Origin of the sequence: Paenibacillus vortex V453, from assembly GCF_000193415.1 — a bacterium.
Classification (GTDB): Bacteria; Bacillota; Bacilli; order Paenibacillales; family Paenibacillaceae; genus Paenibacillus_AQ; species Paenibacillus_AQ glucanolyticus.
Genome location: NZ_ADHJ01000042.1, coordinates 1 through 16,676 on the forward strand (window position 1 = coordinate 1; position 16,676 = coordinate 16,676).

Below are 16,676 nucleotides of genomic sequence, written 5' to 3' on the forward strand. Positions count from 1 at the left end.
CCGCTGCTGCCACGGTAGTCACCTTGACGCTGGTGGATGAACATACCACCGAGGCTTAACGGACCTCAGGTACGTTATTCACCCGATTTATGCCCATCCGACTTTCTAACGGACTCCACAGTCGCAATTCAGCTTGAAAACGGCCAAAATGACGTCTGTTTTAGAGAATAACGGCTCTCGTGTCCATTAGATCCGCCGAAACCTCTTTTTCCAGGAAATAGGGTGTCCTGGGTCCGTTAAACTGCTGGAGTCATCCGATTACCTGCTACCCCCGCGCACTGCTCGGACAATTGCCTACCTTCTGACCCATCACGCTACCCGGACACTCGTCCACTATCCTGACCCAGCAACATGCCCGGATACTCGCCTACCAGTTGAGCCACCAAAAGGTTGAACAGCACCCTGCAGGTCCGCTTGGTCATTCACCGCCCCCGAAGGAACGGCTACCCCAAGCAGCACGTGGTGATCACCCCCGGGCTGCGGCGTCCGCGTAGAAAATAATGGTGTAGAACTTCGTTGTCTCTTTGCCTGGATTGACGTAACGATGCGGCCGGTTGGCAGAGAAGTGAACGGAACTTCCGGCAGGAACGGTATAGCTCTCGTCTTCGCGCCAGAGTTCCAACTCTCCCTGGTGGACAAAAATATACTCCTCCACGCCTTCATTATGTGCTTCAGATCCATGGTCGCAGCCCGGATCCATCATAACCATATACGACTCGAATTTAGTGCGCAGGTTGTAAGAGAACAGCGGGTACACCCGGTACGCGCCCTCTGCCTCGTGAAAAGGCTCCAGGTCATCCGGAGATACCACGGTCACCTCGGTTTCCGTCTCTTCAATGAGTGTGGTGAATGAAATGCCAAGACCGCTAACGATGCGCCACAGCACGGAGATCGTCGGGTTGGAATCACCGCGCTCGATCTGTCCCAGCATGGCTTTGCTTACGCCGGTTAACTCGGCTACGTTATCGAGGCTGAGGCCTCGGGATTTACGAATGGCTTGCAGATTTCTCCCTACCTTTTTATGAATGGGTTCCAAGTGTAACAATATCCTCCTTCTGATGCTAAGCCGTTAACTGATCTTGCTCTGATCAGCCTGCGACTTCTCCATAAGCTTTGACACCATATCATCGGTCATATGGTTCAAATCATATTGTACATCAAAACCCCATTCTTCGCGTGCTGCAGTTGCATCGATTGAATCCGGCCACTCGTTTGCAATCGCTTGGCGGACAGGATCCACCTCATAGCCAAGGCTAAAATTCGGTATATGACGGCGGATGCTGGCCGCAATACATTCAGGATCGACACTCATCGCCGTTACGTTGAAGGCATTGCGGTGCTTTAATTTTGCTGGATCGGCCTCCATTAATGCAATGACAGCCCGAATCGCATCCGGCATATACATCATATCAAGGTACGTCCCTTGATTAATGTAGGAGATATAGCTGCCTTTATGGATGGCGGCACCAAACATCTCAACCGCATAATCCGTGGTACCTCCTCCCGGAGGCGCGGAGTGGGAGATCAGTCCCGGAAAACGCAACCCCCGGGTGTCCACTCCATATTTGTGATAATAGTAGTCACACAGTAGTTCACCTGACACCTTGCTGACTCCATACATCGTGTGCGGACGCTGCAGGGTGTCTTGCGGTGTTGCGCTTTTTGGGGTATCTGCCCCGAATGCCGCGATAGAGCTAGGCGTAAAGAATTGGCAGGATAATGCGCGAGCCGTCTCCAGGGCACTTAACAGTCCGCCCATGTTCAAGTTCCAGGCAAGCGCCGGATTGGATTCAGCTTTAGCCGACAACAGGGCTGCGAGATGAATGATCGTATCGGCCCGATGCGCTTGAGCCGCCTCGTGAAATGCATGATGATCGGTCACATCCAGTATTCGGAACGGTCCTGACTGTACCGTTTCATGCTGGATCTGTCGTATGTCTGTTGCAAGAACCGCCTCTTCGCCGTAAATCTGCCGCAATGTTGCTACCAGGTCTGAACCAATCTGACCGAGTGCACCCGTTACCATAATTCGTTTCATTGTTCGTGCCCCCTTAAGTTAGATCAGACCCAGTTCGCGTCCGATGGTTTCATATGCCGAAAGTGCACGGTCCAGCATCTCCTGTGTATGGATAGCGGTCGGCATGTTGCGAACTCTTCCCGTGCCCTTTGGCACCGTCGGGAATACAATCGCTTTGGCATACACGCCTTCTTCGTACAATCTTGTGCTGAATTTCTGTGTCGTTGCTTCATCTCCAATGATGCACGGTGTAATCGGGGTTTCCGTCCGTCCGACAGAGTAGCCAAGATTCTTGAGTCCTTCTTGCAGATACCGGGTATTCTCCCAAAGCTTCATTTGAAGCTCTTTGCTGTTCTGCAGGATGTCGATGGCCGTAATGCAGGCCGCTATGCTGCCTGGGGGCAGCGCTGTTGAGAACAGGAACGGCCGACTGCGGACCTTGAGCCAATCCACCAAATCACGGGATCCTGCAACATACCCTCCGACAACACCAACTGCCTTGGACAAGGTTCCAATCTGAAAATCCACTCTATCCGACAACCCAAAATGCTTCACTGTACCTGCACCGCCGCCAAGAACGCCCGAGCCGTGCGCATCATCCACATAAGTGATCAGATCATAGCTTTCGGCGATTTCCACGATTTCAGGAAGCTTTGCAATGTCGCCATCCATCGAGAATACACCATCCGTAATAACCATAATTTTGCTGTATAACCCGGACTCTCTCGCTTCTTTTGCTTTTGAACGCAAATCTTCCATATCCGAGTGGTTAAAACGAATCACCTTCGCCTTGGTCAAGCGACAGCCGTCAATGATGGAGGCATGGTTCAATTCATCCGACAGGATAGCATCTCCTGCTCCCATCACCGCTGAGATCGCCGCCATATTACAATTGAAACCGGATTGATACGTAAGCACCGCTTCCGTTCCTTTGAATTGAGCAAGCTTCTCTTCAAGTTCAATATGAAGCGCAAGCGTTCCGTTGATGGAGCGAACTGCCCCGCTTCCGGTTCCGAAATCGGTTGTTGCCTGAATTGCAGCTTCCTTCAGTCGCTCATCATTTGCTAGACCAAGATAGTTATTGGAAGATAAATTCACAAATTCACGGCCCTGAATAGTAATAATCGGACCATTCGGACTTTCAAGAGGCTGGATGGTATTATAAAGTCCTTGCTGCTTGAGTTCTGTTAGATTATCCTGTAAGAAAGCGCTTAACGAGTTGCTGGCCATATAAATTCCTCCCGTGGATCCGAAGTTCTGAAACGTACATAACATTTACCATTCCATTGTATGCAAAAAGTCACACCTATGCAATATCCCGCACATAAATATGCTATATTAGATTTTTCGGTAAAAAAAATCCCTTCAGCATTCATAGGAAAACATCTGCCTATGATTAACTTGAAGGGGCAATAAGTCATTACGATTTTCAGATCTGGTCTGCTATTTCTTTAATTAAAACTCAGTTTTTTCTGCCTCTATGGTTTCTCTACCTCACCCGAAAATAATCTCTCTGTTAAGATAGGTATACCATATGGATGCTGCTCTATAGTAAATCCAATAAACTATAGCCAGTTATAGTAAGAAGCTATATCGTACAAAATCAAGTTGTTATCGCTTGATGGAGCGCCTCCACATAAGCTGTTGCCAGCTTGGACAGCGATGCATTTTTATGGCTGATCCAGCCCACCTTGATCGTCTCATCACAATCGAGCGGAACCGGAATAATCTCATTCCCGTTCAGGTCTGCACTTAGCACCCCGGTGGAGATGGTATAACCGTTCAGCCCGATCAGCAGATTGAACAGCGTCGCGCGGTCATTGACCCGGATGCTCTTTTTGTGCGACAGTGTGCTGAGGATCTCCTCGGAGAAATGAAATGAATTATACTCCCCCTGCTCGAAGGACAGATACGGATAATTCTGCAACGCATCAATCGTGACGATGGACTGCTTGGCGAGCGGATTGTTGATGCTTATAAAAATATGCGGCTTCGCGGTAAACAAGCTGGTGAACTGCAAGCCCGCGTCCTTCAGCAGCTTATTGATTACCTTCGCGTTGAATTCATTGAGATAGAGAATGCCGATTTCACTGCGCAGCGTTTTGACGTCCTGAATGATTTCGTAGGTCTTCGTCTCCCGCAGAGCCAATTCGTATTCATCCTGACCGTATTCCTGAACGAGGTTTACAAAGGCGTTCACCGCGAATGCATAGTGCTGGGTCGATACGGAAAAATGCTGCGGGGACGGCTTGGCGTTCAGGTAACGCCCTTCCAGAAGCTCCGCCTGTTCTACTACTTGCCGTGCATAACTCAGAAACTCGGCTCCCTCTTTGGACAGTGAGATGCCTTTATTGGTTCGCTCGAAGATCGTGATGCGCAGTTCCTCTTCCAGATCCTTTATCGCATTGGACAGGCTGGGCTGGGAAATAAATAATCGTTTGGCCGCCTCATTCATGGAACCACGGTTGGCTACCTCGATGGCATATTTTAATTGTTGTAAGGTCAATGTGATCCCCCTCATCAAAACTTCATGCTTCTCTATGAAGCTGGTCGTTCATGTTTCTATATCTCTATTATACAGTCTACAGCATGAAGGAATCTGATTCATTACCTGAATCGCTCACCTTATACAAGCCCATTAGGGACAAGCCAAGATCAGATTACTCAAATTTCAAGCTGCTCCTGTCTCCCAATTAACATAGAACTGTACACAAAAAAAGGACAGCCGTATTGACTGACCTTTAAGTGTCTTCCGTGTCTTCCGTGTCTTCCGTGTCTTCCGTGTTTTCTATGCCTTATGTGTCTTCCGTGTCTTCCGTGTTTTCTATGCCTTACGTATCTTACGTGTCTTATCGTGTCTTACTTGTCTTACTTGTCTTATTTATCTTACCTATCTTCCATTTATTCCGTTTAATCCATGTATTCCATGCTATTCCGTGTCTTAAAAACACTCACACGTCTTCCATTCTTGCGTATCAGAAATAGCTGCACTCTTAAATATTCACCTGATACCCTAATGTCAGTTCATCGCCGGGAAGGCCACGGATTCCCCAATTGTGCTGCGGCGTTTCGAATATCGTGATCTCCACATCCCGGGAAGAGATGTGCAGCGCATGCTGAATCCGTTCGAACAACAGTCGAATCAACTGTTTCTTGGCTTCCACGGTCCGGCCTTCAAATATGCTAATCTCGATCACGGTGTAACGATCCGTCCTCCCCTCAGGAAAGTAGAAATCCTCCCGGTTCATGGGGAAAAAGCGATGGAATTTTTTATCAACGGGAAGTCCAAACGCTTCAACCACACACGAATGGATCACTTCCGATAATTCTTCCTTCACAGGGTTCAGGCGCTCCCTGACGCCATAAATCTTAATCTGTGTCACGCTCATCTCATCTCCTCTGTTCTCATCTAAGCTCAAGCTATGTTACCTATTATTTCTATTCGTTCGGGCTGTCCGAAAGCCCTTCTTATATCGGTGAATTTGTTGAATACGGTATACGGATCATTCTCCCCAATCCGGTTGTTCCCCGATTTCTATTACTACCTCTATTCACCGGTCTGGAACTGCTTCTTCGCCCATTCCACATAGGATGGGTGGCTCTCGATTAATTCCTCGTGCGTACCGCTCCCCGTAATATGACCCTTCTCAAGGACGATAATCTGATCGGCCTCAACAACGGTAGATAACCGGTGGGCGATGACCACGGTCGTGCGCTCCACCATCAGATTATTCAAGGCCTTCTGCACTTCATGCTCGGAATCACTGTCCAGACTTGCCGTTGCCTCGTCCAGAAGCAGAATATCCGGCTTCCGCAAGAGTCGCCCTGGCAATTGCAATCCGTTGACGCTGGCCTCCCGACAACTGGATGCCTCTCTCGCCAACCTCCGTGTCATACCCTCTTGGCAAAGCTTCGATAAATCCCTCGGCATAAGCCAGTCTTGCCGCCTCAGCTATTTCTTCCTCGGAGACTGGCTCCTCCCTTCCATAAACGATATTGTCCCGAATCGTTCCGGTCATCAGCGGGCTGTCCTGGGAGACATACCCGAGCTTTCGCCGCCAGGAGTCCAGCGTATAATCGCGAATCTCGTCCGAACCAAACCAAATCTCCCCGCCGGAAGGCGTATAAAAACGTTCAATCAGGGAAAAAACCGTCGTTTTTCCGCTGCCGCTCGGCCCAACCAGGGCGGTTACCTTCTTGGCAGGTATCGCGAACGAGACGTCGGACAGGATCGTCTCCCCTTCATGATAGGCAAACCCAACCTTTTTAAATTCAATGTTCCGATGCCCTTGCGGTGCAAGACGTATGGCTCGATCATCGGTTTCCGGCTTGAATTCGAGAATAAGCCGCAATCTCTCGGTAGCTGCCATTACCTTCTGCAGCTGGGAATAGAACGTAGCGAATTGGCTGAACGGAAACATGATCTGGAACAGCAGCAGGATAAACGACACCAGTTCACCTGCGCTGAGCGCACCGGAAGAGACGCGAACGCCGCCGTACCCGATAATAACGACCAGCAGCACGACCATAGACCATGGACATCAACGGGATCAGGACCGAGTTGATTTTGGCTTCCTTCATACCGAAGCGGTACAGGCTGTCCATGTCGTCGTAGCCGCTTTTCTCCTCCTTCCGCTCGGCATTGGATGCCTTCACCAGTCGGATCTCGCCGATCACCTGGGTCAGCATGGCCGACAACTGGGCAAGCTGTCCATACATGCTGATGGAGATTTTGTACATTTTACCGCCGATGGGCATTAAGATTCCGAACCCTACCGGGACTGCGATGAGGATAATGAGGGTCATCCGCCAATCCAGATAAAACAGGATCGCAACGGCACCGATCACGGTCAGCAGATTCGAACAAAAAGCGATCAGATGATCCGTGATCAGCGTCTTCACTTCATTCGTATCGTTGGCCACCCGGCTCATCGTATCCGCCGAGCGATGCTTGTCAAAGAACGGAACCGGCAACGCCAGCACTTTGCTCCAGAGCCGTTTGCGAATCTTGTTCACCGTCTGGTTTCCGACAAAGGCAAGCATATAATACGAGAGTCCGCTTGCTACGGCTTCCAGCAGGAACAGAATCGCCAGAAATCCGACCGTGCGGACATTAAACGAATCCGCTGCAAAATTATCGATCAATTGGCCGGTGATGAGCGGGACGACCAGTCCGGTCACCGCCCCGACCATACTTAGCAGAATGGCAAGAAAGAGCACCAGCTTCGGAATACCCGCGGAACGCAGCAGTTGGATAAAATAGCGAATCGTGGTCTTCGTTACCTTGCCTTTCTCTTCTTCTACGGTTTGCTCCATATCGAATCCCTCCTATCTCTTTCGCTATGATCACATATAGATTTCTTGGATGAAACGGCCGGTAAACGATGCTTCCACTGCCGCCACTTCCTCAGGCGTTCCCGCTGCAACCACCGATCCGCCGGAGGCTCCCCCGCCAGGACCAATATCAAGAATCCAGTCGGAGTTCCAGATCAGGTCCAGATTGTGTTCAACCAGAATGACGGTGTTTCCCGCATCCACCAAGCGGTTCAACAGAAGCAGCAATTGCAACACATCTCCTGGGTGCAAGCCGGTTGAAGGTTCATCCAGCAAATATAGCGTGTGGTTCCTCGTCTTCTTGCTCAGTTCCTTCGCCAGCTTAATCCGCTGACCCTCGCCGCCGGACAACGTTCGAACCGATTGACCCCACTTCAAATAACCAAGTCCGACATCGCAGAGCAGTTTGGTCAACTCCATGATTTTCGGCCGCTCCTCCAGCAGCGTCAGGCTCTCTTCAATTGTCATATCCAGAATATCGGAGATCGTATAACCGTTGTAAGTCACGCGCAGAACCTCTTCCTTGAAGCGCCTCCCTCTGCAATCCGGGCAGCGCACTTCCAGCTCCGGCAGAAAATGCATATGCACCGAGACCACGCCAAGACCTTGGCAGGTCTCGCATCGGCCGCCTGGTGTATTGAATGAAAAATGCTTCGCTGTCAGCTGGCTTTGTTTGGCTTCCGTCATAGCGGCATACCAGTTTCTAATATGGGTATACACATCCGTGTAAGTGGCAATGTTGGAGCGCTGCATGCGGGATACCGGAGATTGGTCAACTGTAATGAGTTGTCCCACGGAATCCCAGCCCGTAATCGCTTTGCAGCCGGTTGGAGTTGATTGATCGCTTCCGGATTCCGCCAGAAGGTCAAACAAGAGCGTGGATTTGCCTGATCCCGACACACCTGTCACCGATATGAGACAGCCGAGCGGGAACGATGCGGTTATGTTCTTCAAATTCCTTAAATGCGCCTCCTCGATCGTAAGCAGGCTGCCGTTGCCTGTCCTGCGCCGGCTCGGTGCCGCAAGCATTCCATTCTCGCGGAAATACGATCCGGTAACGGAGTCGGAGCTGTGGATTAATTCCTCCAGTGTTCCCTGACCCACCACCGTACCGCCCATCGTTCCCGCACCCGGTCCGATGTCGATGATATGATCTGCGGCACGCATGACTTCTTCGTCATGTTCGATCACAAGCACCGTGTTGCCCAGATCCCTCAGTTGTTTCAGAACCTGAATGAGTCCACGGGTATCTTTGGGATGAAGCCCGGTCGTCGGTTCGTCCAAAATATACAGGACCCCCGTAAGCCCCGATCCCAGAATCGATGCCAGTCTAAGCCTCTGGGCTTCTCCGCCCGACATCGTCACTACTTGTCTATCCATGGACATATAGCCAAGGCCGACATCCATAATGCGTTTCAGTCTCACTACGGAATCATAGATGAGTGGTTCCACGATCATTAACTGATCCAAGGATAGCTTTCCGAGTAATGCTTCCATCCAAGCGAGTGCATCCCCAATCGACCAGGCATTGACCTCATGGATAGCCGCCCCGGCAACAAGGACCCGGCGGCTGCCTTCTTTCAGTTTCGTTCCATGACAATCCGGACATTGCTGCTCCTGAAACAGAACCGCCTCACCGGATTCGCTCCCCTTCTCCCGGTACCTTCTCCATATTCCGGTTACAACACCTTCGTATTTGCCTTGCCCTACGGACTTCGGCGGCTTCACTTCCGGAAAATGCCGAATGAACTGCTCACTCTCAACGCCGTAATACAGAAGATCACGCTGAACTTCGTTATAGTCCCGCAGCGGCAAATGATCATCGAACATGAAGCCATAATGTTGCGCGGCTGCTTTCATCGTACTCGTGTGATACTCAACTAAAGCGTTGAACCATGGCTTGACCGCACCGTCTCTTATACTCAGTTCCTGATTGAACACGGCATCCATATTCAGGCTGACCGTTTGGCCGAGTCCGCTGCAGGTTTCGCAGGCGCCTTCCGGCTTGTTAAAGGAAAAATGCGACATCGTTAACTTATCAAGACTGTGACCGCATCGCCTACAATGAACCGTCTCGTGGGAGTCGCTGATCTCTTCCGCGTCCGACGGACCTCGACACGTTTCCCCCTCCACATTCGGCGTGACCGTGTCCCCGCAGGAAGGACAGGTACGCTCACCAAGCTTGGCAAATAAAATCCGCAGCAGCGTGTAGATATCCGTCACCGTTCCGATGGTCGACCTCGGGTTCCGGTTCGTAATGTGCTGACCCACGCTGATCGACGGGGAGAGACCTTCAATCGAATCCACCTTCGGCTTGCTGACCGAGTCCGACACCATGCCCATGGATTCCATATACTGCCGCTGGCATTCACGCTGAAGAGTGTCCATTGCGAGTGTGGACTTACCCGATCCTGAGGGGCCCGTCATGACAACCAGTTTGTACTTCGGGATTTCAAGCGAGACATTCTTCAGATTGTTCTCCCGCGCACCGCGAATCTTAATCGTTCCATTCATAATTCCAACCTCCTTCGATTTACAAACCCATCTTACAACATTGATGCAAGTCTAAAATTCCACAATTAAAAAGGTTGATCCATCACCGTTTTCAAAGGCGTAATCCGTCACATCACTTTAAGGTTTATGTATAATGTTTGTTGGCGGTTTATCCGTGTACCATCGCACGGACTAGATAATGGGCTATAAATAGTTCGTTTCGTTATTTTCCCATCAGGCTTCTTTTCTTTGACCCTTACTTCATGATACAATCCCCCAGAAAAAAGGATTATGGCAGATCCGCGTAAGGCAAGGGGGACCATTATGGGCATCAGACCGATTGATATAGCAAAAAAGCTGGGGATTACCACAAGTGCACTAAAGCACTATGAGAAATGGGGAATTGTCCCTCCTGCTGAACGTGCCCCGAACGGATACCGGGTATATACCGAGGAGCATGCCGCTTATTTTGAATGCATCAGGGCCATGTTTCCCGGTTTCGGTGTAGATGTTACTAAGAAAGTGATGGTCAAACTGCAGGAACAAGAAGTGGATGAAGCGCTTTGGATCGTAAGCGAGGTACAAGCCCGCCTTCAACAGGATAAAATCCTTGCAGAGCGGACGATCCGCATTCTGGATACCGAGCAGCTTGATATTGTAGATGCCCGTGGCCGGAAAAAAGAGCTGACGATCGGTGATGTTGCCGCTGAAACCGGCGTTCCCACCTCGGCCATCCGCCACTGGGAGAAGGAAGGCATTCTTAACCTGCCTCGAGATCAGGACAACGGTTACCGGAAATTCGATGATGCTCAGATCCGGCAGATTATGATCATTCGTATTCTCCGCTCGGCCAATTACCCGCTGGAGGTCATCAAGGATGTATTACAAGAACTCGAGCACCATCATGTCCATAACGCCAGGCGGGTACTGAAGGACACGCTGGTGTATCTGAATTACCGCAACCACAACCAAATGCGCGGCGTACACTACCTATACCAGTTATGCCGAGTATTGAAATTAGTGTAATTCCAGTTCCCTTTCATATTGTGGTGTACACATACAACAAACCAGCACGGATGGAACACATCCGTGCTGGTTTGTTTCTTGCATTCTATGACCTTATGATTCCTGTGACCGTATGCACACGATTTCTATGGATTAACCTTAATGGAGCCCACCGAGGTCGATAGGGATATCGCAGCTCCGCCACCGTTCACGTCGCTCTGACCCCGGCTTGCGCCTGTAATCTGCCCAAGCTCGGTTTGGGTATCCAGCGTATACTTCATCTGCGGCGCAAACGTGGTCGTGATGCTCCCTGCCGACGTGTTGACCGCCAGGGTGCTGTCCTTATCGATCTCCTCAAGCAACATCTTGACGCTGCCGGCTTCGGTTACGATTTTGGAATTCCCCGTAATTTCCGTTTTGTTGAGCTGAATCTCCCCGGTCCCTAATCGAAGATCAAAAGCCCCCTTCAAATCGTTCACAAGGACCTTTCCGACATCATTATTCATGCGAACCTCTTGAAGGGCTTCCGGCACTTCGATCACATAATCAATCATGAACCCGGAGTCGCCAAACTGCTTCTGCGACCAATCCCACAAACTCGTGCTTGAGTCCTCTTTAGGATGGGTTCTTAATTCCAGCATGCCGTCCTTGAGTGTAAAGGAGCTGGCCGCCTGCTCTGTAACCTGGGTACGGATGTTATCGTTCTTAAAGAAAGCTTCGTTAAACCACACGGTTGTTTTTACTTTGATCTCGCTGTCGGATGCTGCGATGAGCTCGATATTGCCCACGGCATGGTCAACAACTAATCCCTCGGCTGTGCCGATTTCCTGGGCCGCCGTCAATTCGAATTCTTTCCCCTCCCGCTTGACATGATCGCTGATTGCCACCGCGGAATCTCCTGCAAGGTTCCCAACCTGTGCTAATTTATCAAGCTCCTGAATGACGGCTTCATCTGCGTTGTTGGCTGCATCACACCCGACCAGCACGGCAAAAACCATTAGCGATGCGATTTTAACCGCCATCGTTCTTTGCTTTTTCATGTTATGATCCTCCCAGTCCATTCCTGTTTATGTATAAATCCATTATAACTGGATGGCAGGATTTAACACGCTTCCCTGGACTGGTTGCTTCCTGGACTTTAGTCGGGGGCAAATGATTGAAAGTACCTACTTCACGGTTCGATTATAGTCCTGAATTTTAGCCGTGATTTCTTTGGCGGCATCATCTAGTGCCTGCTGCGGAGACTTTTTGTTGTTAAGCACTTCTTCGATTGCACCTTCCACGATCTGCCTCGCTTCCGGAAAAACCCCCATCACCGCACCTTGTGTCGCCTTGACCAGTTTCGTCTGATGCAGCTGATCAATCGCGGTTTGGAACTGCGGGAATTTCTCCAGATTTTCCTTCACGCTGTCCTCCTCATACGCCTTCGTTGTGATCGGAAAATACCCGGTATTGATATGCCAGTACGCTTGCTGAGATGGAGAAGTCAGAAATTTAATAAACTCCCATGCGGCCTTTTGCTCTGTGTCAGGACGACTGTTCATCATCCACAAGCTTGCTCCGCCAACGATTACTCCTCCTTCAGCCGAGCCTGCAGGCTTGGGAAGGAACCCCGTTCCCACCTCGAATTTCCCCTCCGCACTGTCAACCAGTCCTTTCAATGCCGCAGTCGAATCCAGAATCATGGCAACTTGGCCCGCCGAGAAAGCCTTTTTGGAATCGTCGGTCTTGCGTCCCAGATTGTTGGCAGCCTTCGAATCAATCAAATTCTTCCACCAGGTTAACACCTTTACTCCAGGTTCCGTGTTTACTAGTGATTCCGTTGCCAGATCATCACGGCCATTCCCATGATTCACGTATTCAGCACCTTGGCTCGCGAATAGCTGCTCCATGAACCAGCCGTAAATCGCGAAATTAGCGCCCACGGCTTTCCCCTTTTTCGATATCGTTTCGGCCGCAATCGTCAACTCTTCAAACGTCTTCGGAGGATTCTCCGGGTCTAGTCCGGCATCCTTGAACAAGTCCTTGTTATAATACAATATAGGATTGGATGAGTTGAACGGCATCGAGTACAGTTTGTTCTCGAATGTATAATAGCCGCTGATATTCGGTTCAAGTTGAGCCGCATCCCATTGGTCCGCATCAATGAAGTCCTGCATGGGGGTAATCAGTTTGGAATCAATCATAAAACGGCTGCCAATCTCGTACATCTGCACAACGGACGGCCCCTCGTTTGTACCCATCGACGCCTTTAATTTGCTTAACAAATCATCATAAGTCCCCTGATACACCGCTTCAACCTGTACCTTATCCTGGGACTCGTTAAAGTTGGCGACAAGCTGGTCAACCACCTTGGTTGTCGCTCCACCCATCGCATGCCAGAACACAACCTTTTGCACGCCAGCTTCTGTCTTGCTGCCAGTATCCGTCCCCTTCGCCGGCTCCTCCCCCATATTAACGTTGCATGCACTCAGCAGCACCATGACCGCAGCCAGCACCACACCAATCATCCTGATTCTTCTCTTCATCACACCAATGCCCTCCCTTTTCTATTCAAAATGACAACCTATGATAAGCCTGCATAAGTGCAAGCGCACCACTTCATTAGCCCTTCAACGCACCTGCCGTAATTCCGCGAACCAGTTGTTTTACTCCAAAAGCGAGCAGCACAAACGACGGGATCAGCACAATCGTCACGCCCGCCAAAATCAGATTCCATGACATCACTTCGGCATGCTGGAGCATGGCGACCCCGATCTGTACCGTGCGCATCGATGCCTTGTTCGTAATGAGCAGCGGCCACAGGAAGTGATTCCAATGGGTAAGGAATGTATACACTGCCAGCGTGGCAATGGACGACCGGGACAACGGGAGCACCATGGAGAAATAACAACGAATATGACCGCATCCGTCGATCTTGGCCGCGTCAAACAGCTCGCGCGGAAGCTGCAGGAAGAACTGACGGAGCAGAAACACCCCAAAAGCACCCGCCATGAAAGGTACGATCAACCCTTGGTAGCTGTCCATCCATCCCCAATCCTTAATTGTCAGATAGTTAGGAATAATCGTCACTTCCCATGGAATCATCATCGTGGACAGGAAGAGTCCGAACAGCACGGCCTTCCCCTTAAAATTCAAAAATGCGAATGCGTAAGCCGCCAGACTCGAAGTAATAACTTGACAGAGCATGATAGCGGTAGAAACAATAAAGCTGTTCAGAATAAAGCGGACGATGGGAAACCCTGAAATGGCTTCCGCGAAATTGCCCAGGTAGAAGCTCGACGGGAACAACGGCGGCGGAAAATTAGCTACCTCCTTCTCCGTCATAAAGGAAGAGAACACGGTAAAGATAAGCGGATACAACACGACCAAAGACAAGAGCAAAAGCAGCAGATACGTGAATGCGGACGCAGCTCTTCGCAGGATCATTGATAATGCACCTTCTTCTCCAGTACTTTGAACTGCAGCAGAGTCAAGAGCAGAATAATCGCAAACAGAATCAAAGCCTGCGCGCTGCCAATGCCAAATCGGAAATTAACGAACGCATCCTGATAGATGGAGTAAACCATCACATTGGTGGAATTGATCGGACCGCCCTTCGTCAAAATGTGAATTTGCCCAAACGCCTGAAATGCACTGATAACCGAAACGATCAAGGCGAAGAAGATGGTCGGTGACAGCAGTGGCAGCACAATTTGCAGAAATGTCCGAATCGGCCCGGAGCCGTCCATTCTAGCGCTTTCGTAAATCTCTTCCGGCACCCCTTGTAATCCGCTTGACAGCAGAATATACAGGAATCCCATGTTCATCCAGATGGTCATGATGGAAATGGAGATAAGCGCCCACGAAGGATCGGTTAACCAGGGAATCGGCCCGACATGAACGAGACTTAGAAAATAATTCAGCATCCCTGCCGTGGGATGGAACAACAGAAACCAAATGATCGAGCCGGTTCCGACCGAAATCACGATGGGCAAGGAGAAGATAAACTGAAACACCTTCATGCCGCGCAGCTTGTTGTGGGTAATGGCAGCCAGGAATAGCGACCAGATTAAGGAGGTAGGGACCGTGAACAGTATAAACATCAAGGTGACACCCAAATTTTTATAAAATTGTCCTGTCGATAAGAGCCGGATAAAGTTCTCCAGCCACACAAATTCGACCACTTGACCTCGGGGATCGGTAATGGTCATGCTAAGATAAACTGATTTCAACATCGGATAGAACAGAAACATCATAAATACGATGACGGAGGGTGCCAAAAATCCATAGGCTAAAGCTTGCTCTTTCCAAACTCTTTTTCTTACCTCCTTAGATTTTCTGTCATTTAAAACGCTTTCATAATTAGGCAATTGCCATTCCCCTTTCTTTGGGATATTCCCCTCAAACCGAAATGGAAAGCAAAATTCCGCAAAAAAAGAGAACAAAAAAATCACAAAACTGCATGCCTAAACAGACAAGCAATGATGTGATTCTCCTGTTCTCCATCACATATGTAGCTGCTCCTATATTACAATCGGCTCTCAAATATTGTCAACGAATATTCACATATGCATATAATCCCATGTATTGTAATTTTCGGTGGGACAAGAACATCACCCTGCAATTTACATGGGCTGTACTTCTGATCGGCTCTGACTCACCAGTATTACCTTCGTGACTGCCTTGCACTTTGAACCCGACAGCGGCCTAAATGCCCTGTTTACCGGCTTTGTTGCAGTATTCCTGCTGGACGGAGTGAAGCAGGTAGGAGCTTCTATCGCGCTTAAAGCGTATACGCCCGGTGTCATTACGGCAGCGCTTCTGGAAATCCCATATGGCATTTATACCTTTATCGCTTCCTGAACGAAGATTTCGTTGAACCTGCTGCACTCCCAATTGGAACTATGATTTCCTTACCCGTCGTACTTTGTTTGGTATGGTTTGGTCTAACGCTTCCGGAAGCAGATTGCGCCCATTCGCAGAGATTGTTAAACGTTCGAAGTTGATGCCTACTGGTGTTTTTTTAAAAAAAATGCCGCCGGATCTCATCATCCGGCAGCATTACATTACTTATTCATCATGTTATCCAAAGCTCTGTGTTTAGCTCCAGTTACGTCTAGGCTTGTATCCGGCTTTCTCCAGGAATTCCAGCTCCGTCTCCGGGCCAAGTCCCTGGATGCCCACCTTCGCGCTCATCGAAGTAATCAACATACGGCTGGCAACCTCCAGCGTCTGCAGTGCCATCCGGGCTTCGCGGATGGTGGTATCATAAACAACCACGCCATGGTTCTCAAGCAGCAGCACATTGGCAAGCTTGGCCTTTTTCCGGACGCCTTCACCCAGCGCATCACTTCCTGGATGGCAATACGGCACTCGTTCTATTCGCTCCAGGTAATACATCGTCTCAACGAACATGTTCGAAGGAATTTCCAGATCTGAACACGCAATAAGCGTCGTATAGAACGGGGAAGCATGGAGCACGGCTCCGATCTCCGGACGACTTTCGTAAATCGCTCGATGCATGGGGGTTTCTTTGGACGGTTTACGTCCCTTGGCTCCATACACATTCCCGGACAGATCGCATTCGATCAAGTCCGCCTCCTCCAGTTCTCCGAGGAAGGTACCGCTGGCCGTGACCACGTAACGATCACCTTCGCTCCTGGCAGAGATGTTGCCTGCATTTCCCCAAGCCAGATCGTATTGCATCATATATTTACCGGTATGCTGCAGTTCTTTTCTAATCGTCTCCACGTTAGCCATGAGATCGACCTCCTGAATCAGTTTATATTTTTCACTTGAGATTCCCTTACTAGTACACGTTGACTTCTACACGTTGACTTCTACA

General features: G+C 49.8%; 13 protein-coding genes and 1 pseudogene. 2 read left to right on the forward strand and 12 right to left on the reverse strand.

The window, feature by feature from the left end:
• Positions 1-466 precede the first annotated feature (466 nt).
• The 7 genes and pseudogenes from PVOR_RS22720 to uvrA form a co-directional block, all read right to left on the reverse strand.
• Positions 467-1,036: a helix-turn-helix domain-containing protein gene (locus PVOR_RS22720; protein ID WP_006211849.1), complete on the reverse strand. Its 570-nt coding sequence runs from the start codon at positions 1,034-1,036 to the stop codon at positions 467-469.
• Positions 1,037-1,069: 33 nt separating this feature from the next.
• A complete protein-coding gene (locus PVOR_RS22725) occupies positions 1,070-2,038 on the reverse strand; it encodes an NAD-dependent epimerase/dehydratase family protein (RefSeq protein ID WP_006211850.1) in 969 nt (322 codons plus the stop codon).
• 18 nt (positions 2,039-2,056) lie between these two features.
• The gene (locus PVOR_RS22730; protein ID WP_006211851.1) at positions 2,057-3,247 is read right to left on the reverse strand and encodes a glycine C-acetyltransferase; all 1,191 of its coding nucleotides are present in this window, start codon (positions 3,245-3,247) and stop codon (positions 2,057-2,059) included.
• A 373-nt stretch (positions 3,248-3,620) separates the two neighbouring features.
• Positions 3,621-4,523, reverse strand: a complete 903-nt coding sequence (locus PVOR_RS22735; protein ID WP_006211852.1) for a LysR family transcriptional regulator — start codon at positions 4,521-4,523, stop codon at positions 3,621-3,623.
• A 487-nt stretch (positions 4,524-5,010) separates the two neighbouring features.
• On the reverse strand, positions 5,011-5,400 hold the full coding sequence (locus PVOR_RS22740) for a tautomerase family protein (RefSeq protein WP_006211853.1): 390 nt from the start codon (positions 5,398-5,400) through the stop codon (positions 5,011-5,013).
• A gap of 164 nt (positions 5,401-5,564) precedes the next feature.
• A pseudogene (locus PVOR_RS22745) lies at positions 5,565-7,333 on the reverse strand (ABC transporter ATP-binding protein).
• Between the two features lie 30 nt (positions 7,334-7,363).
• A complete protein-coding gene (gene uvrA / locus PVOR_RS22750) occupies positions 7,364-9,865 on the reverse strand; it encodes an excinuclease ABC subunit UvrA (RefSeq protein ID WP_006211857.1) in 2,502 nt (833 codons plus the stop codon).
• A gap of 303 nt (positions 9,866-10,168) precedes the next feature.
• Here uvrA and PVOR_RS22755 point away from each other — a divergent pair, with 303 nt between their 5' ends.
• Positions 10,169-10,870: a MerR family transcriptional regulator gene (locus tag PVOR_RS22755; RefSeq protein ID WP_006211858.1), complete on the forward strand. Its 702-nt coding sequence runs from the start codon at positions 10,169-10,171 to the stop codon at positions 10,868-10,870.
• Positions 10,871-10,995: 125 nt separating this feature from the next.
• Here the strand turns inward: PVOR_RS22755 and PVOR_RS22760 are convergent, their stop codons facing one another.
• From PVOR_RS22760 to PVOR_RS22775, 4 genes are all read right to left on the reverse strand, one after another.
• A complete protein-coding gene (locus PVOR_RS22760; protein WP_006211859.1) occupies positions 10,996-11,889 on the reverse strand; it encodes a DUF4097 family beta strand repeat-containing protein in 894 nt (297 codons plus the stop codon).
• Between the two features lie 126 nt (positions 11,890-12,015).
• Positions 12,016-13,377 (reverse strand): ABC transporter substrate-binding protein, encoded by a 1,362-nt coding sequence (locus PVOR_RS22765; RefSeq protein ID WP_006211860.1) that lies wholly within the window; start codon positions 13,375-13,377, stop codon positions 12,016-12,018.
• Positions 13,378-13,453: 76 nt separating this feature from the next.
• Entirely contained in the window at positions 13,454-14,278 is an 825-nt protein-coding gene (locus tag PVOR_RS22770) for a carbohydrate ABC transporter permease (protein WP_006211861.1), read from the reverse strand.
• Positions 14,275-15,201 (reverse strand): carbohydrate ABC transporter permease, encoded by a 927-nt coding sequence (locus tag PVOR_RS22775; RefSeq protein WP_006211862.1) that lies wholly within the window; start codon positions 15,199-15,201, stop codon positions 14,275-14,277. Before PVOR_RS22775 ends, PVOR_RS22770 begins: the two co-directional genes overlap by 4 nt.
• Before the next feature lie 304 nt (positions 15,202-15,505).
• On the opposite strand from PVOR_RS22775, the gene PVOR_RS32305 reads away from it, so the two are divergent.
• Complete coding sequence (locus PVOR_RS32305; protein WP_006211863.1) at positions 15,506-15,694, forward strand: HXXEE domain-containing protein; 189 nt, start codon at positions 15,506-15,508, stop codon at positions 15,692-15,694.
• 237 nt (positions 15,695-15,931) lie between these two features.
• On the opposite strand, the gene PVOR_RS22785 is transcribed toward PVOR_RS32305, so the two are convergent.
• The gene (locus PVOR_RS22785; protein ID WP_006211864.1) at positions 15,932-16,591 is read right to left on the reverse strand and encodes a class II aldolase/adducin family protein; all 660 of its coding nucleotides are present in this window, start codon (positions 16,589-16,591) and stop codon (positions 15,932-15,934) included.
• Between the last annotated feature and the right edge of the window lie 85 nt (positions 16,592-16,676).